The organism is Stenotrophomonas sp. STEN029, from assembly GCF_056760015.1.
On the sequence record NZ_JBRREC010000040.1, the window covers coordinates 1 to 14067 of the forward strand.

The following is a 14067-nucleotide window of genomic DNA, read 5'->3' on the forward strand; positions in this document are numbered from 1 at the left end:
GCTGGGGCCTTACCGCGCAAGTCGCTTGCCGAGCATGGCTCGGCACTACATTGGCGCGCCCCTGCCGAGCGTGGCTCGGCACTACAATCGCGTGCCCATGCCGAGCATGGCTCGGCACTACCGGTTAATTGGAGAACGCGGCAGACATCGTCGCCAGGTCAGGCTTCAGGATCACGCCGCGTTCGGTGACGATGGCGTCGATCAACTCGCCCGGGGTCACGTCAAACACCGGGTTCCAGGCGGCGATGCCTTCGGCTACGGTGCGTACACCGCCCACGCCGAACAGTTCACCCGGGTCACGCTGCTCGATCTCGATCTCGTCGCCATGGGCGGTGCCCATGTCCACGGTCGAGGACGGCGCAACCACCATGAACTTGACCCCATGATGGCGGGCCGCGATGGCCAGCTGATAGGTGCCGATCTTGTTGGCGGTGTCGCCGTTGGCGCAGATCCGGTCGGCGCCAACGATCACCCACTGCACCGCGCCGGTCTTCATCAGGTGCGAAGCAGCCGAGTCAGCGATCAGGGTCGCGTCGATGCCATCCTGCTGCAGCTCCCACACGGTCAGGCGTGCGCCCTGCAACCACGGCCGGGTCTCCCCCGCAAACACCTTCGCGATACGCTCCTGCGCCACGCCAGCGCGGATCACCCCCAAGGCGGTGCCAAAGCCTGCAGTGGCCAGCGAGCCGGTATTGCAATGGGTCAGCACGCCGCTGCCCGGCGCAATCAGCGCTGCGCCCAACGCGCCCATGTGGCGATTGGCAGCGAGATCCTCATCTGCGATGGCCTGCGCTTCAAGCGCGGCGACCAGCTTCCAGTCCGAACCGGCAGCGGCGATAGCGCGGCGCATGCGTGCCAGCGCCCAGGCCAGGTTGACGGCAGTGGGACGCGAGGCATTGAGTCGATCCAACGCCGGCGCCAACACCTGCAATGCAGCAGCACCGTCATCGGCCTGCACTTCGCGCGCCGCCAGCACTACGCCCCAGGCTGCAGCAATACCAATGGCGGGTGCACCGCGCACGGTCAAGGCATGAATGGCCTCGGCTACCGCGTCACTGTCATGGCACAGCACGTGCTCGACGATGAACGGCAGTTTGCGCTGATCCAGCAGCTCCAGGGCTTCGCCGGTCCAGCGGATCGGGCGGATATGGTCGTAACGGGCGTAATCAATGGCGGAGGTATCGTTCATCCGCATATTGTAATCGGCACCAGCCGGCGCGGACCAACACGCTTGAACCCGCCAGCCTCACTCAATCGGCGGAAAACTCGCCGCGGCAGCCCTTGTCCACCCAGATCCCATTGCGATCCCAGCCCCAGCTGTCCCCCTCCCGGCAGGCCGCTTTGGAAAGCTGCTCCACCAAGGTAACCCGGCGCGTGACGCTGACGCCGCATTCGCGTCGCAGCTCGCTCTTCGATTCGCAGGTAACCCGGCGCGGGACATCGACAAAGCCGGAGCCATCCTCGGCGCCAACCTCGAACAGGCCCTGACAACCGCGACTAACCCAGATCTCCTTGCCGCTATATCCCCAGCTGCGCCCTTCGCGGCATGGCAACACTGACTGCTGCCGCAGCAAGCGCACAGGTGCCCCACGCAACACCACGGGGCAAACCTCCGTCCGCCCCTTGGATTCACAACGTACTACCCGCCGTGTTGTGCGGGTGGAAGCCTGCGGCCGCGCGAATTCAGCACTACAACCCCGGCTTACCCAAACCGCGTTGCCTTCGACGCCCCAACTGGTCTCTCGGATGCAGTCACGCCTGGACAGCTGCCGCACCAATTGCACGCCAGCACTGGTATCCATCGGGCAGAAGGCCCGCAGCTGATCACCTGATTCGCAGCGCACAACCTGCCGGTCCGCCGCTGTTGGAGCAGATTCCCGGGCTGCCAGTACGGTCGGCGCCAGCACTAGCAGCAAGCCGCAGACCCGCTTCATCAGACGCTCCCCTGTTCGGTCATGATGGGTTCCGATGATCACACACTGCCTGAGTCTTTGTGAGCAAAGCATCATCATCGTCGCTGGCAACATGCAGATCCTTGATCAAGCGCAAACCTGCATCAGGCGTTGGCGAAATCAAACGCCAATACATCACCGATACGCGGCGTACCAGCCAAGGCCATCAACAAGCGATCCACGCCGACCGCAACACCTGCGCAGGCAGGCAACGACGGCAATGCCGCAAGAAAGGCTTCATCCAAGGGCGGTTGTTCAGCTCCGCGCGCCGCGCGGATCGCCAGATCGCGCTCGAACCGCTGGCGTTGCTCAACTGCGTCGTTCAGCTCGTGGTAGCCATTGGCCAGTTCGACCGGCCCCAGGTAAAGCTCAAAGCGTTCAGCCAATGGCGGCGTGCCTGGACGGATCCTGGCCAGCGCGGCCTGGCTGGCCGGCCAGTCATGGATCACGGTGATGGCATCGGCCGCGAACTGCGATTGGATGCGATGGCTCATCAGCAGATCCAACCAGTCGTCGCGGGTCAGGCCATCAGGCTGGATGCCGACTTCGCCCAGACCCGCACGCAGCTGCGATTCGTCGGCAAGGAACGGATCCAGCGCCACCGCCTGCATGAACAGGTCGCGGTAGCTGACGATGCGCACCGATGCAGGCGGACGCTGCACCAGCGCCAACGATTCCTGCACCAGCGCAATGGTTTCTTCGATCAGCCGGTGGTGATCCCAGCCAACCCGGTACCACTCCAGCATGGTGAACTCGGGATTGTGCCGCCCGCCGGCCTCGCCGTTGCGGAATACCCGGCCAAGTTCGTAGCAATCGCCCACACCGGCGGCCAGCAATCGCTTGAGCGGATACTCCGGCGAGGTACGCAACCAGCGCTGCGGCGAACCAGCATCGACATGCCCGCTGAAGCGGGTATGGAAGCCCTCGATATTCGGCTCGGTGTTGCCGGCAGCCGACATGATTGGCGTCTCCACTTCCAGGACATCGCGCGCGGCAAAGAAACCACGGATCAATGCATTCAAGCGTGCGCGCTGACGCAGGGCCACGATCACGAGTGCAAACGCCCGGAGTGCCCATCCAGTGACAAGGTCAGGATGTCGCGCTCATCGTCGCGGTAGCCAGCCGACAGATACAACGACTTGGCCTTGGCATTGTGGTGATTCACTTCCAGCCTGATCACCGCCGCGCCCTGCCCTGCAGCCCAGTCACGGGCCAGCGCCAAGGCCTGCCGCCCCCAACCGCGACCACGCGCGGCCGGACCGAGATACAACTCATCCAGCAGCACGAAACGACCGCCCTGCTCAACACTGAAGCACCAACCCAGGGTGATGTAGCCGACCACGCTGTCACCATCAAGCATCAGCAACGCCGCGCCACAGCTGGGCTGCTCCAGCAGCGTCCGCAGACCGGGCTCGACCCGTTCGGCGATATAGGGAATCTGGTCTTCCACATAGAACTCGCGCACCATCGCGATCAGCTGCGGGAAGTCTTCCAGCAGCGCCAAGCGCGCCTTGATCTCACTCATGCCTGTTCTCCGTGCTCGGCGAGGAAGGCAAGCAGACGCGCCTCGTCCCATACGTCCACACCGAGCTCATTTGCCTTGTCCAACTTGGAGCCGGCTTCGGCGCCGGCCACCACGAAACTGGTTTTCTTCGAGACGCTGCCGGCGACCTTCGCGCCCAAGGCCTCAAGCCGGGCCTTGGCCTCGTCGCGGCCCATCTGCGTCAAGGTGCCGGTGAGCACTGCGGTCTTGCCGTCGAGAACGCCAGCGACCTGTTCCTGCGCCTCCGGCGTGATCGCTAGCAAACGTTCCAATGCTGCGCCAGCCGCGCTGAACAGTTGTGCATTGGCATCAACATTCAGCCAGGCAACCAGCGCATTGGCGGTCTCCGCCGGCAGACCAGCGGTCATGAAATTGTGTGCTTCTTCATCCAGGATCGCCGCCGTGGAACGGAACGCCTCGGCCAGCTGGCGCGCGCGCACCGGCGTGACCTTCGGAATCTCCAGATCCGCCAACAAGGTGGCCAGATTCAGATCGGCGCGCAGCTTTGCATTGGGCGCGTGCGTATCGCTGATCTGCACGCCACGCTCCAACAACGCGTCAATGGCTTGCTGGTTGCCCGTCTGCGCCATGAAATGACCAATCGAGCGGGCAACTTCACCACCGATATCCGGCACGCGCTTGAACATCGGCCACGGCAGGTGACGGATCAACTCGAGATCACCAAACCACGCCGACAAGGCCTTGGCGGTGCTTTCGCCCACGTGTTCGATGCCCAGCGCAAACAGCAAGCGCTCCAGCGTGGTGTTGCGGCTGGCTGCAATCGCGGCGATCAGGTTATCTGCCCACTTGGTGGCGATCTTCCTGGTGTTCCACTCAAAGCTGGCCGGCACCGACAAGGCCTGTGCGCGCCAGGAGGCATCGCCCGCATCCAGTTTGAGGATGCGATTGAGGGTCTCGCCGCTGCCTTCCGGCTGCAGGTGCTGACCGAGCTGCGAGGCGAGTGCTTCCGGGGAATCGGAATCCAGCGCCAGCTTCAGCACCAGCAGCTGATCGCGGTTGAGTGCATACAGATCGGCGACGCCGCGCACGATGCCGGCATCCACCAACACCTCGATGTACTTGTCACCCAGGCCATCGATATCCATCGCCTTGCGCGAGGCGAAGTGGGCAATGGCTTCCTTGCGTTGTGCCGGGCAGCTCAGCTCGCCCGAGCAGCGCCAAGCCGCCTCGCCTTCCTCGCGCACGATTTCCGAGCCGCATACCGGGCAGGTGCGCGGCATCTGCCAAGGCATGGTGCCTTCGGGGCGACGATCAACAATGACGCTGACCACTTCCGGGATCACGTCGCCGGCACGGCGCACGATGACCGCGTCGCCAACCCGCACATCCAGGCGCGCGATCTGGTCGGCGTTGTGCAAGGTGGCATTGGTTACGACGACACCGGCCACATGCACGGGCTTCAACCGTGCAACCGGCGTCGCCGCGCCGGTGCGGCCGATCTGGATCTCGATGGCCTCGACCGTTGTTGTCTGTTCCTGAGCAGGGAATTTGTGCGCGATCGCCCATCGCGGTGCGCGTGCGACAAAGCCCATTTCCTGCTGGCCATCGCGATCATCGAGCTTGTAGACCACGCCATCGATGTCATAGGCCAGGCTGTCGCGGCGCTCACCGATGTCGCGGTAGTACGCCAACAGACCTTCGGCACCCTGCACCACCTTGCACAGGTCGCTGACCGGGAAGCCCCACTGTGCCAGCTGCGCCAGGGTTGCCGAATGCGTTTCGGGCAGCTCGCCACCGGACACTTCACCGAGGCCATAGGCATAGAAACTCAGCGGCCGTTGCGCACTGATCTTCGGGTCAAGCTGGCGCAGTGAGCCGGCCGCGCCATTGCGCGGATTGGCCAGCACCTTGCCGCCATGCAGGCGCGCCTGCTCGTTGTAGCGTTCGAAATCGGCACGCGGCATGTAGACCTCGCCACGCACTTCCAGCACTTCAGGCCAGCCTTGGCCGTCCAGTTGCTGCGGGATGACCTTGATCTGGCGCAGGTTGGCGCTGACGTCTTCACCGGTGGCACCATCGCCGCGGGTCGCGCCCTGCACGAACACGCCGTTTTCGTAGCGCAGGTTGATGGCCAGTCCATCAAGCTTGGGCTCTGCGGAGAAGAACAACTCGCGGCGATGCAGGCGCTCATCGATGCGGCGCACGAAGTCGTGCACCTCGGCATCGGTGAAGGCGTTGCCCAGCGACAGCATCGGCACCGCATGCACGACTTCCGGAAAGCGCGATGACGGCTTGCCACCGACCTGATGGCTGGGCGAGTCGGCGCTGTCCAGTTCCGGATGTGCAGCTTCGAGCGCTTCCAGCTCGCGCATCAACCGGTCGTAGTCGGCGTCCGGGATGATCTGCTCGTCGTGCTCGTGATAGGCGCGCGAGGCGTCGGCCAGCTGGCGGCGGAGTTCGCTGATGCGCTGGGTGGCGGCGGTGTTTTGGTTCATGCGGCGATTTTACCTGCGCGGAGTGTTGGCGCGGGTGAGCTGGTGGTGCTTGGGATTTACGTTTGCTGCGAAAAGCACCCCTCCCCGGCCCTCCCCTTGCCTGCGGCAAAGGGAGGGGGAAAAGCCCTGCCCCCTCCCTTGGCGTAGCCAGGGGAGCGCTGGGGAGGGATAGCTTTTAAAGCTTTACCAACGCGGCGACTTGGTCAGCGGCGGCGCCTGATGCTGGCGGTCATAGGCACGCAAATCATCGCGGATATGCGCGATGCGCTGGCGACCCAGCGCATTGCGGCTGTCATCCAGCACCACGCCATCCAGCAGCTCGCCCATGCGCTGCACGGTCGGCAGCATCTTTTCCCAGGCATCAAGCGCGGTCATCGGCGCCGGCAGTGTCAGGAAGAACGCAATGGCCGGGGTTTCCATCTCGCGGATGTTGGCCATGTCGAAACTGCCCGGCTTCATGATGCTGGCCATCGAGAAGATCGGGCCGCGCTCCGAATGCCCTTCCACCAGACGGTGGAACACATTCATGTAGCCGAAGACCAGGCCAGTCTTTTCCGCCGCCACCACGATGTCCTCGCCACGCAGCACCTGCCCGGAACGGGCAGCCACGTACAGCGAGACAATCTTGTCGAAATCCTGGGTAGGCCGCTTGCCGAGCTCACTCAGGTTGCCTTCGTCCACGTCAGGGAGGCCAAGCTCGGGCTGGCTCACGCCGCCGCCTTCTGCACCACCCTCGCCCAGCTCGGCACCTGCAGCGCCATCGGCACCGCCCAACACCGGCTCGCGCCGCGGCTGCTCGCCACTGGCAGGTTCCTTGCGCTTGCCTTGGGCCAGGCGCTTTGGCCGGCTGAAAAAGAAAATGGCCGCTACCAGCAAAACGCCGGCAACCAGAATGCCGATACGCAACAGTGCCGTGTCAGACATGCGCTGCAGTCTCCGGATTAATCGTTCAGGTGGTTAAAGGATGGCACGTCAGGCCGCGCCCGCCAATCGGGCAGCCTCTTCCAGATCAACACTGACCAGTCGGCTGACACCCGGCTCACGCATGGTGACACCCGACAACTGGTGCGCCGCCTCCATCGTCGCCTTGTTATGGCTGACGAACAGGAACTGCACCTTCTCGCTCATTTCCTTGACCATATTGGCCAGGCGACCGACGTTGGCCTCGTCCAGCGGCGCATCCACCTCGTCCAGCAGGCAGAACGGGGCCGGGTTGAGCTGGAAGATCGCAAACACCAGCGCCACCGCGGTCATCGCCTTCTCACCGCCGGACAGCAGCGAGATATTGGACACGCGCTTGCCCGGCGGCCGCGCCATGATGGTCACACCGGTGTCGAGCAGGTCTTCGCCGGTCAGCTCCAGGTAGGCATGGCCACCGCCGAACAGGCGCGGGTACAGCGCCTGCACGCCGGAATTGACCCGGTCGAAGGTGTCCTTGAAGCGCCCGCGGGTTTCGCGGTCGATCTTGCGGATAGCGTCCTCCAGGGTTTCCAGTGCGGTATTCAGATCGACGTTCTGCGCCTCCAGGTATTCGGAGCGCTGCGAGGCCTCACCGTACTCATGGATCGCCGCCAGGTTGACCGGTTCCAGCCGGCGCATGCGGCCATCGATCTGGTGCACCGTCGATTCCCAGTCGGACAGGCGCGCATCTTCGGGCAAGGTATTGATCACGTCCTGCAGCACGAAGCCGGCCTTCTCCACCGCGGCCGACAACTGCTCGGCGCTGAGCACCAAGGCCTGCTGGTCGAGCTTGCGCTGCGAGATGCGCTCGCGCTGGGCAAGTGACTGCTCGTCGCGCTGGTGGCGGGTCTGTTCCAGGCCACGCAACTCATGATCGATACCGTCAAGCAAGGTACGCGCTTCGGCGAGCACGCGATCAACACGCACACGCTCGGCCAAAGTGTTCTGGTGCTCGGCTTCCAGCGTATGGACCGGCGTATCGCCCTCATCCAGCTGCGAGTGCAGTTCGCCAAGACGTGAATCCAGCTGACCGCGCTGGGTGCCCATGCGTTCCAGCGCGTGGCTCAGCGAACTGATCTGGGTGCGCTGCGACTCCAGCGTCAACGCCAGCGCATGCATGCTGTCGCGCACATTGCGTGCAGCATCACGGGCCTGATCGCGGGCATCACTCATCTGCCTGCGCTCGCTTTCCAGCGCATGCCGGGCCGACTCCAGGTCGCCCATGCTGGACACCGCCTCATCCAGTCGCAGGCGCGCCTCGCTCGCCTGCTCACGACTGACATCCAGCGTTTCAAGCAGCTGCGCCAGCTCAGCCTCGATACGTTCAATGCGCGTGCGCGTGGATTCCAGCTTGCCCTGCTGGCTCTGCATCTGCCCCGCCAGTTCGGAGCCGGCGCGATGCGCTTGATACAACGAGCGTTGCACGTCTTCGCGCTGCTGCTCGGCGGCCAACAATTGCTCACGCAGGCCAGCCAGCTGCTGTTCCAACGCAGCCTCACGTTCCTGCAGGGATTCGATCTGCTCGCGCAAGGTGACGATCTCGCGCTCGCGCAGCAGCGCGCCCTGCTCGGCCGCGCCGGAACGCGACATGCGCACCCAGCCCCGGCCCAGACGCTCACCGCTGCGGGTGATCACCGATTCGCTGTCGCCGAGCGTGCGTTGCAACTGCTGCGCCTGCGCCAGGTCTTCAGCGCCATGCAGATGCGCCAGCAGACGACGGATGGCCAGCGGCCCCTGCACTTTTGCCGCCAATGAGGTCGGCGCGAAGTCAGCCTTGCCGCCTGCATCAGCAACCAGTGCGATGCGCCCTTCGCCCAGCTCAGCCAGCGCATCAACCAGGGCTTCCGGCGCATCCACCAGCACGCCTTCGATCAGTTGCCCAAGCGCGCTTTCAACCGCGTTCTCCCAGCCGCCTTCAACGGTGATGCGCTCGCCAACGCGCGCGGCCGTGTCCAGGCCACGCACCTTCAGCCATGCGGCCGCTGCACCTTCTTCCTGACCCAGCGCCGCCTGCTGCAGCGTCTCCAGCGACGACAACCTGCCGCGCGCCGACTGTGCCTGCTTGCGCACATCGGCCAGTTCCGACTGACCGGTGCGCTGCTGTTCCTGCAGTGCCGTCACCGACTCCTTGCGCAACTCGACCTGCTCGTTCAGGGTTTCCAGCGCGGTCTTCTGGGTCTCATGTTCCAGCTGCAGCTGCTCGAAGGCCTCGGCCAGCGCATCCAGATCCAGGCCGGCGCGTTCTGCCTGCAATGCTTCGCGGCGACGGTCGGTTTCAAGCACCTGCTTGTCCAGATAGTCCACGCGGGTGCGCTCGACCTCGCCGGAGCGGGTTGCTTCGGAGGTGTTGCGGTTATGCGCCTCCCAACGCTGCTGCCAGTCGGCCAGCTTGGCCTCGGCCTCGCGCAGTACTTCCTGGCGGATCTCGTTATCTTCCTGCAGCTGCTCCAGCTGCGGCTCTGCATTCTCCACCGACTCACGCAACACCAGCAGCTTGGCCTCGTCGCCGCTGATGTGCTGGCCAAGTTCGGACAGCGCCTGACGGGTTTCGTCGTGCGCCTTGTGCAAACGCTGCGCCAGTTCCCGCTGGTGGTGAATCTGCTGCTCAAGCCGGGCCAGGGTGCTGCCTACCTGGTACACATCGGCCTGTGCCTTGTTCAAATTCTCGGCCGCTTCTTCGCGGCGCACGCGGCCGGTTTCGATACGGCTTTCCGCTTCGCGCTGTTCGGCGATCAACTGCTGCAGCTTGGTTTCCTCGCGCGACAGGGCTTCGCGCAGGCCACCCAGACGGCCATCGAGGCCACGGTATTCCAGCGCCTTCCATTCCGCGTCCTTGACCCGGCGTTCTTCCTGCAACGCCTGGTACTGCTCGGCCTGCCGTGCCTGGCGCTTCAGGTGTTCGAGCTGCTTGCCGATTTCCTCGCGCAGGTCGTTGAGCCGATCCAGATTCTCGCGGGTGTGGCGGATGCGGGTTTCGGTTTCCTTGCGGCGCTCCTTGTACTTGGAGATGCCTGCGGCCTCTTCCAGATACACGCGCAGGTCTTCCGGGCGCGCCTCGATGATCTGGCTGATCATACCCTGCTCGATGATCGAGTAGCTGCGCGGGCCAAGCCCGGTGCCCAGGAACAGATCGGTGATATCGCGGCGGCGGCACTTGGTGCCGTTCAAGTAGTAGTTGCTGCTGCCATCACGGCTGACCGTGCGCTTGACCGATATCTCGTTGAACGAGGCGTACTCACCGGAGATCGTGTGGTCGGAATTATCGAAGATCAGCTCCACCGTCGCCTGCGACACCGGCTTGCGCCCGGCCGAACCGGAGAAGATCACATCGGTCAGCGAATCGCCGCGCAGGCGGCTGGCCGAGCTCTCGCCCATCACCCAGCGCACCGCATCGATGATGTTGGACTTGCCACAGCCGTTCGGACCGACAACGCCAGTCATATTGGTCGGCAGGTGCAACGTCGTCGGATCGACGAACGACTTGAAACCGGAGAGCTTGATCGTGGATAGACGCATGGAATCGGGCTGTTGGCGGACATCGGCAACAACTGCCGACATCCGGAATGAGGTTCCGGAGGTTCCCTTCCCGCACTCAACCTATTGATATTCCGGGGAATTCAACGATCAAAGCACGGCACTGGCAACCGAGTATAGCGACACCCATGGCCATCGGTGACCAGACCCACCAGACGGCCAAAAGAAACGGGCGCCTCGCGGCGCCCGTTCTTTACAACCAGTACGGCAGGATCAGGCGTCGGCTTCGACGATGACCTTGACGGTGGTTTCCACATCGGCGTGCAGCTTGACGATGACGTCGAACTCGCCAACATTGCGGAAAGCGCCTTCGCCCAGGATCACTTCGCTCTTGCTCAGCTCCAGGCCGGCAGCGGTGAAGGCTTCAGCGATATCGCGCGGGCCAACCGAACCGTACAGCTTGCCTTCGGTCGAAGCGTGCGCACCGATGGTGACGCTGGCGCCTTCGAACTTGGCAGCGCGGGCTTCGGCATCGTTGTGCGAGGCCTGGGCCTTGGCTTCGTACTCAGCACGCTTGGCTTCGAACTCGGCGATGTTGCTGGCGGTGGCCGGAACGGCCTTGCCCTGCGGCACGAGGAAGTTACGGCCGTAGCCCGGCTTCACGTCAACCAGGTCGCCCAGGCCGCCGAGGTTGGTCACTTTCTGGATAAGAATCAGCTTCATGGTGTAGCTCCGTTATTCGTTAGCGGGGCCGATGGCTCCGCAACGCTTGCTGTCCGAATAGGACGGTGGATGCGGAAAATCCGGCCAAGGCCGGATTTCCTGTCGAGAACCCGCAACGGATGCGGGTTCTTCCGAAAAATCGGATTAGACGTCGTGGTTGTCCGTGTACGGGATCAGGGCCAGGAAACGGGCGCGCTTGACGGCCGTGGCCAGCTGGCGCTGGTACTTGGACTTGGTGCCGGTCACGCGGCTCGGAACGATCTTGCCGTTCTCGGTCAGGTACTGACGCAGGGTGTTGAGATCCTTGTAATCGATCTCTTTCACGCCTTCAGCGGTGAACTTGCAGAACTTGCGGCGGCGGAAGAACTTGGACATGAAAGTGCTCCTTATTCAGCAGAAGCGGCGTCGTCGCCGGCTTCGTCATTGTTGGAAGATGCACCTTCTTCGTCGTCACGACGACGGCGCTCGCCACGCTCGGGCTTGTCACCCTTCTCGTCCTTGCTCTTCATGATCAGCGACTGCTCGGTGTCAGCCTCGTCACGCTTGATGACCAGGTTGCGCAGCACGGCGTCGTTGAAGCGGAAGCTCTCGGTCAGTTCGTTCAGAACTGCCTGGTCGGCTTCGATGTTCAGCAGAACATAGTGAGCCTTCACCAGGTTCTGGATCGGGTAAGCCAGCTGGCGGCGGCCCCAATCTTCCAGACGGTGGATGGTGCCGTTGCCGGCTTCGACCAGCGCCTTGTAGCGCTCGATCATGGCGGGGACCTGTTCGCTCTGATCCGGGTGGACCAGGAACACGACTTCGTAATGACGACTCATGTTTTTATACCTTTCGGATATAGCCCTGACGGGCTGGACAGCCCCCCGCTGTGCTTCGCGGTGGGGCAAGGGATCCTGCACTGGGAGCGCAGGAAGCCGGGCATTATCCACTGGAAGTGAACTGGAGGCAAGTTACCCCGGCCCGTGCAACACAGCATCCGTCGCCGCGACAAGCCTCGGTCGCCACGGATGCTGCGTCGCAACAGTACACTATGTAACCGATTCCACGCCCTCCCCGGACCGCCTGACGTGAATTCCACGCTTTCCCTGGCAGCGCAGCTGACGCCGCGCCAGCGCACTTTCATCCTCATTGCACTGTCACTGGGCGGCTTCGCCATCGGCACCAGCGAATTCGCCAGCATGGGCTTGATGCTGGAAATCAGCCGCGGCCTGGCAATCACCGAAGCCCAGGTCGGTCACCTGATCAGCGCCTACGCCATTGGCGTGGTGGTCGGCGCACCGCTGCTGGCCTTTGCCGGCGCCAGCCTGCGCCGCCGTAGCCTACTGCTATGGCTGATGGCCTTCTACGCCATCGGCAATCTGGCCAGCGCATTGGCCCCGAGCTACCACACGATGCTGCTGGCGCGCTTCGTCGCCGGCCTGCCGCACGGCGCCTATTTCGGCGTAGCCATGCTGGTCGCCGCCTCGATCAGCCCGCCGGAACAGCGCGGCGCGGCCGTCTCAAAGGTGCTGCTGGGCCTTTCCATCGCCATCCTGCTCGGCAACCCGCTGACCACCTGGCTGGGCCAGCAGTTCAACTGGCGCAGCGCCTTCGTGCTGGTCAGCCTGCTCGCCCTCGCCACGGTGACGATGGTTGCCCGCCAGCTGCCAGCCGATCCCAATGAAGTCCGCACCTCGCCGATGCGTGAACTGCGCGCCTTCAATACCAGCCAGGTATGGCTGGCCTTGGCCATCGGCGCGATTGGCTTCGCCGGCATGTTCTGCGTATTTACCTATCTGGCCCCCACCCTGGTCAACGTCACCGGCATCAATGAACGCTGGATGCCGGTCGCGGTCGGCCTGTTCGGCGTCGGCGCGATCATCGGCAATGTTGCCGGCGGCAAGCTGGTCGACCGGCTGCAGTTCCGCGCTGCCGGCGTGCTGCTGGCATGGTCCATCGTGGTGCTGATGCTGTTCCCGCTGGCCGCGAACTCGGCCTGGGCAATGGTGCCGGCGATCATCGCCGTGGGCACAATGGGCGCCCTGGCCGTCGCCCTGCAGACCCGCCTGATGGACGCCGCCGGCGAGGCCCAGACCCTGGCCGCGGCCTCGAACCATGCCGCTTTCAATACCGCAAATGCGCTGGGCCCGTGGCTGGGCGGCATGGCGATTGGCGCCGGCTATGGCCACGCATCCACCGGCTATGTAGGCGCGGCGACGGCAGCAGTTGGTCTGCTGCTGTGGGGTATCGCGGTGGCGCTGCAGCGCCGCCAGGGCGCCCCCGCGCAATTGGCCGCCGACTGAGCGTAGTGCCGAGCCATGCTCGACAGGGGGCTTTCCTGGCAAAACCAGCCCGTAGTGCCGAGCCATGCTCGGCAAGGGGCTTTCCTGGCAAAACCAGCAGCTGTAGTGCCGAGCCAAGCTCGGCAGGGGCCTCATGCACAATCCCGGATATCGCCGGGAATGCTCCAGCCGAGCATGGCTCGGCTCTACTAGGGGAGGCCTTCTGGGATTCCTGCTTTTCCGGCCCCAACATCGGACCTGCTTCGCGGTTTATGCCGCTCCTACAAAAGCCTAGCCACCGCTCTTCTCAGCGGTGCATGTCGTCGGTGGTGAAGCTCTCGCCACAGCCGCATTCGGCCGCTGCGTTGGGATTCTTGAAGGTGAACGTCTCGCTCAGGCCCTGCTTGCCGAAGTCGATTTCGGTGCCATCCACCAGCGGCAGGCTCTGCGCGTCCACGTAGATGCGCACGCCGTCCTGCTCGAATACGGTGTCGCCCTCGCGCTCATCCTTGGCCAGGTCGGTGACATGGCCCCAGCCCGAACAACCGGTGCGGGTCACGCCAAAACGCAGGCCAAGCGCACCCGGGGTGCCGCTGACGAAACGCTGCACGCGGGAATGGGCGATGGGGGTCAGATGAACAGCCATGATGGGGCGACTCCAGCAGAATTACGGTCCAATTATAGATGGAGGCGGTCCG

General features: G+C 64.0%; 12 protein-coding genes. 1 reads left to right on the forward strand and 11 read right to left on the reverse strand.

All coding sequences use genetic code 11. The features are described from left to right. Nucleotides 1–124: 124 nt before the first annotated feature. The 10 genes from mtnA to rpsF all read right to left on the reverse strand — a co-directional run bounded on the left by mtnA (nucleotide 125) and on the right by rpsF (nucleotide 11926). On the reverse strand, nucleotides 125–1189 hold the full coding sequence (mtnA, locus tag ACVOLI_RS10490; RefSeq protein WP_481534570.1) for an S-methyl-5-thioribose-1-phosphate isomerase: 1065 nt from the start codon (nucleotides 1187–1189) through the stop codon (nucleotides 125–127). Between the two features lie 61 nt (nucleotides 1190–1250). Next, nucleotides 1251–1934 (reverse strand): DUF3011 domain-containing protein, encoded by a 684-nt coding sequence (locus tag ACVOLI_RS10495; protein WP_481534571.1) that lies wholly within the window; start codon nucleotides 1932–1934, stop codon nucleotides 1251–1253. 122 nt (nucleotides 1935–2056) lie between these two features. Further along, nucleotides 2057–3004: an EF-P lysine aminoacylase EpmA gene (epmA, locus tag ACVOLI_RS10500; RefSeq protein ID WP_481534572.1), complete on the reverse strand. Its 948-nt coding sequence runs from the start codon at nucleotides 3002–3004 to the stop codon at nucleotides 2057–2059. Beyond that, complete coding sequence (locus ACVOLI_RS10505) at nucleotides 3001–3477, reverse strand: N-acetyltransferase family protein (protein WP_481534573.1); 477 nt, start codon at nucleotides 3475–3477, stop codon at nucleotides 3001–3003. The genes epmA and ACVOLI_RS10505 overlap by 4 nt, the downstream gene beginning before the upstream one ends. After that, complete coding sequence (gene ligA, locus ACVOLI_RS10510) at nucleotides 3474–5951, reverse strand: NAD-dependent DNA ligase LigA (protein ID WP_481534574.1); 2478 nt, start codon at nucleotides 5949–5951, stop codon at nucleotides 3474–3476. The genes ACVOLI_RS10505 and ligA overlap by 4 nt, the downstream gene beginning before the upstream one ends. Nucleotides 5952–6134: 183 nt before the next feature. Continuing rightward, nucleotides 6135–6875, reverse strand: coding sequence for a cell division protein ZipA (gene zipA, locus ACVOLI_RS10515; protein ID WP_481534575.1), 741 nt, complete (start codon nucleotides 6873–6875; stop codon nucleotides 6135–6137). A gap of 48 nt (nucleotides 6876–6923) precedes the next feature. Next, nucleotides 6924–10427 carry a chromosome segregation protein SMC gene (gene smc, locus ACVOLI_RS10520; protein ID WP_481534589.1) on the reverse strand — a complete coding sequence of 1168 codons (3504 nt, stop codon included), beginning with the start codon at nucleotides 10425–10427 and terminating at the stop codon, nucleotides 6924–6926. A 231-nt stretch (nucleotides 10428–10658) separates the two neighbouring features. Further along, entirely contained in the window at nucleotides 10659–11108 is a 450-nt protein-coding gene (rplI, locus tag ACVOLI_RS10525) for a 50S ribosomal protein L9 (protein WP_481510371.1), read from the reverse strand. 144 nt (nucleotides 11109–11252) lie between these two features. Beyond that, on the reverse strand, nucleotides 11253–11483 hold the full coding sequence (rpsR, locus tag ACVOLI_RS10530) for a 30S ribosomal protein S18 (RefSeq protein ID WP_002804494.1): 231 nt from the start codon (nucleotides 11481–11483) through the stop codon (nucleotides 11253–11255). A gap of 11 nt (nucleotides 11484–11494) precedes the next feature. Then, nucleotides 11495–11926 carry a 30S ribosomal protein S6 gene (gene rpsF / locus ACVOLI_RS10535; protein WP_282266085.1) on the reverse strand — a complete coding sequence of 144 codons (432 nt, stop codon included), beginning with the start codon at nucleotides 11924–11926 and terminating at the stop codon, nucleotides 11495–11497. Nucleotides 11927–12175: 249 nt separating this feature from the next. Here rpsF and ACVOLI_RS10540 point away from each other — a divergent pair, with 249 nt between their 5' ends. Then, nucleotides 12176–13390, forward strand: coding sequence for an MFS transporter (locus ACVOLI_RS10540; protein ID WP_481534576.1), 1215 nt, complete (start codon nucleotides 12176–12178; stop codon nucleotides 13388–13390). A 286-nt stretch (nucleotides 13391–13676) separates the two neighbouring features. On the opposite strand, the gene ACVOLI_RS10545 is transcribed toward ACVOLI_RS10540, so the two are convergent. Then, the gene (locus ACVOLI_RS10545) at nucleotides 13677–14015 is read right to left on the reverse strand and encodes a HesB/IscA family protein (RefSeq protein WP_282266089.1); all 339 of its coding nucleotides are present in this window, start codon (nucleotides 14013–14015) and stop codon (nucleotides 13677–13679) included. Between the last annotated feature and the right edge of the window lie 52 nt (nucleotides 14016–14067).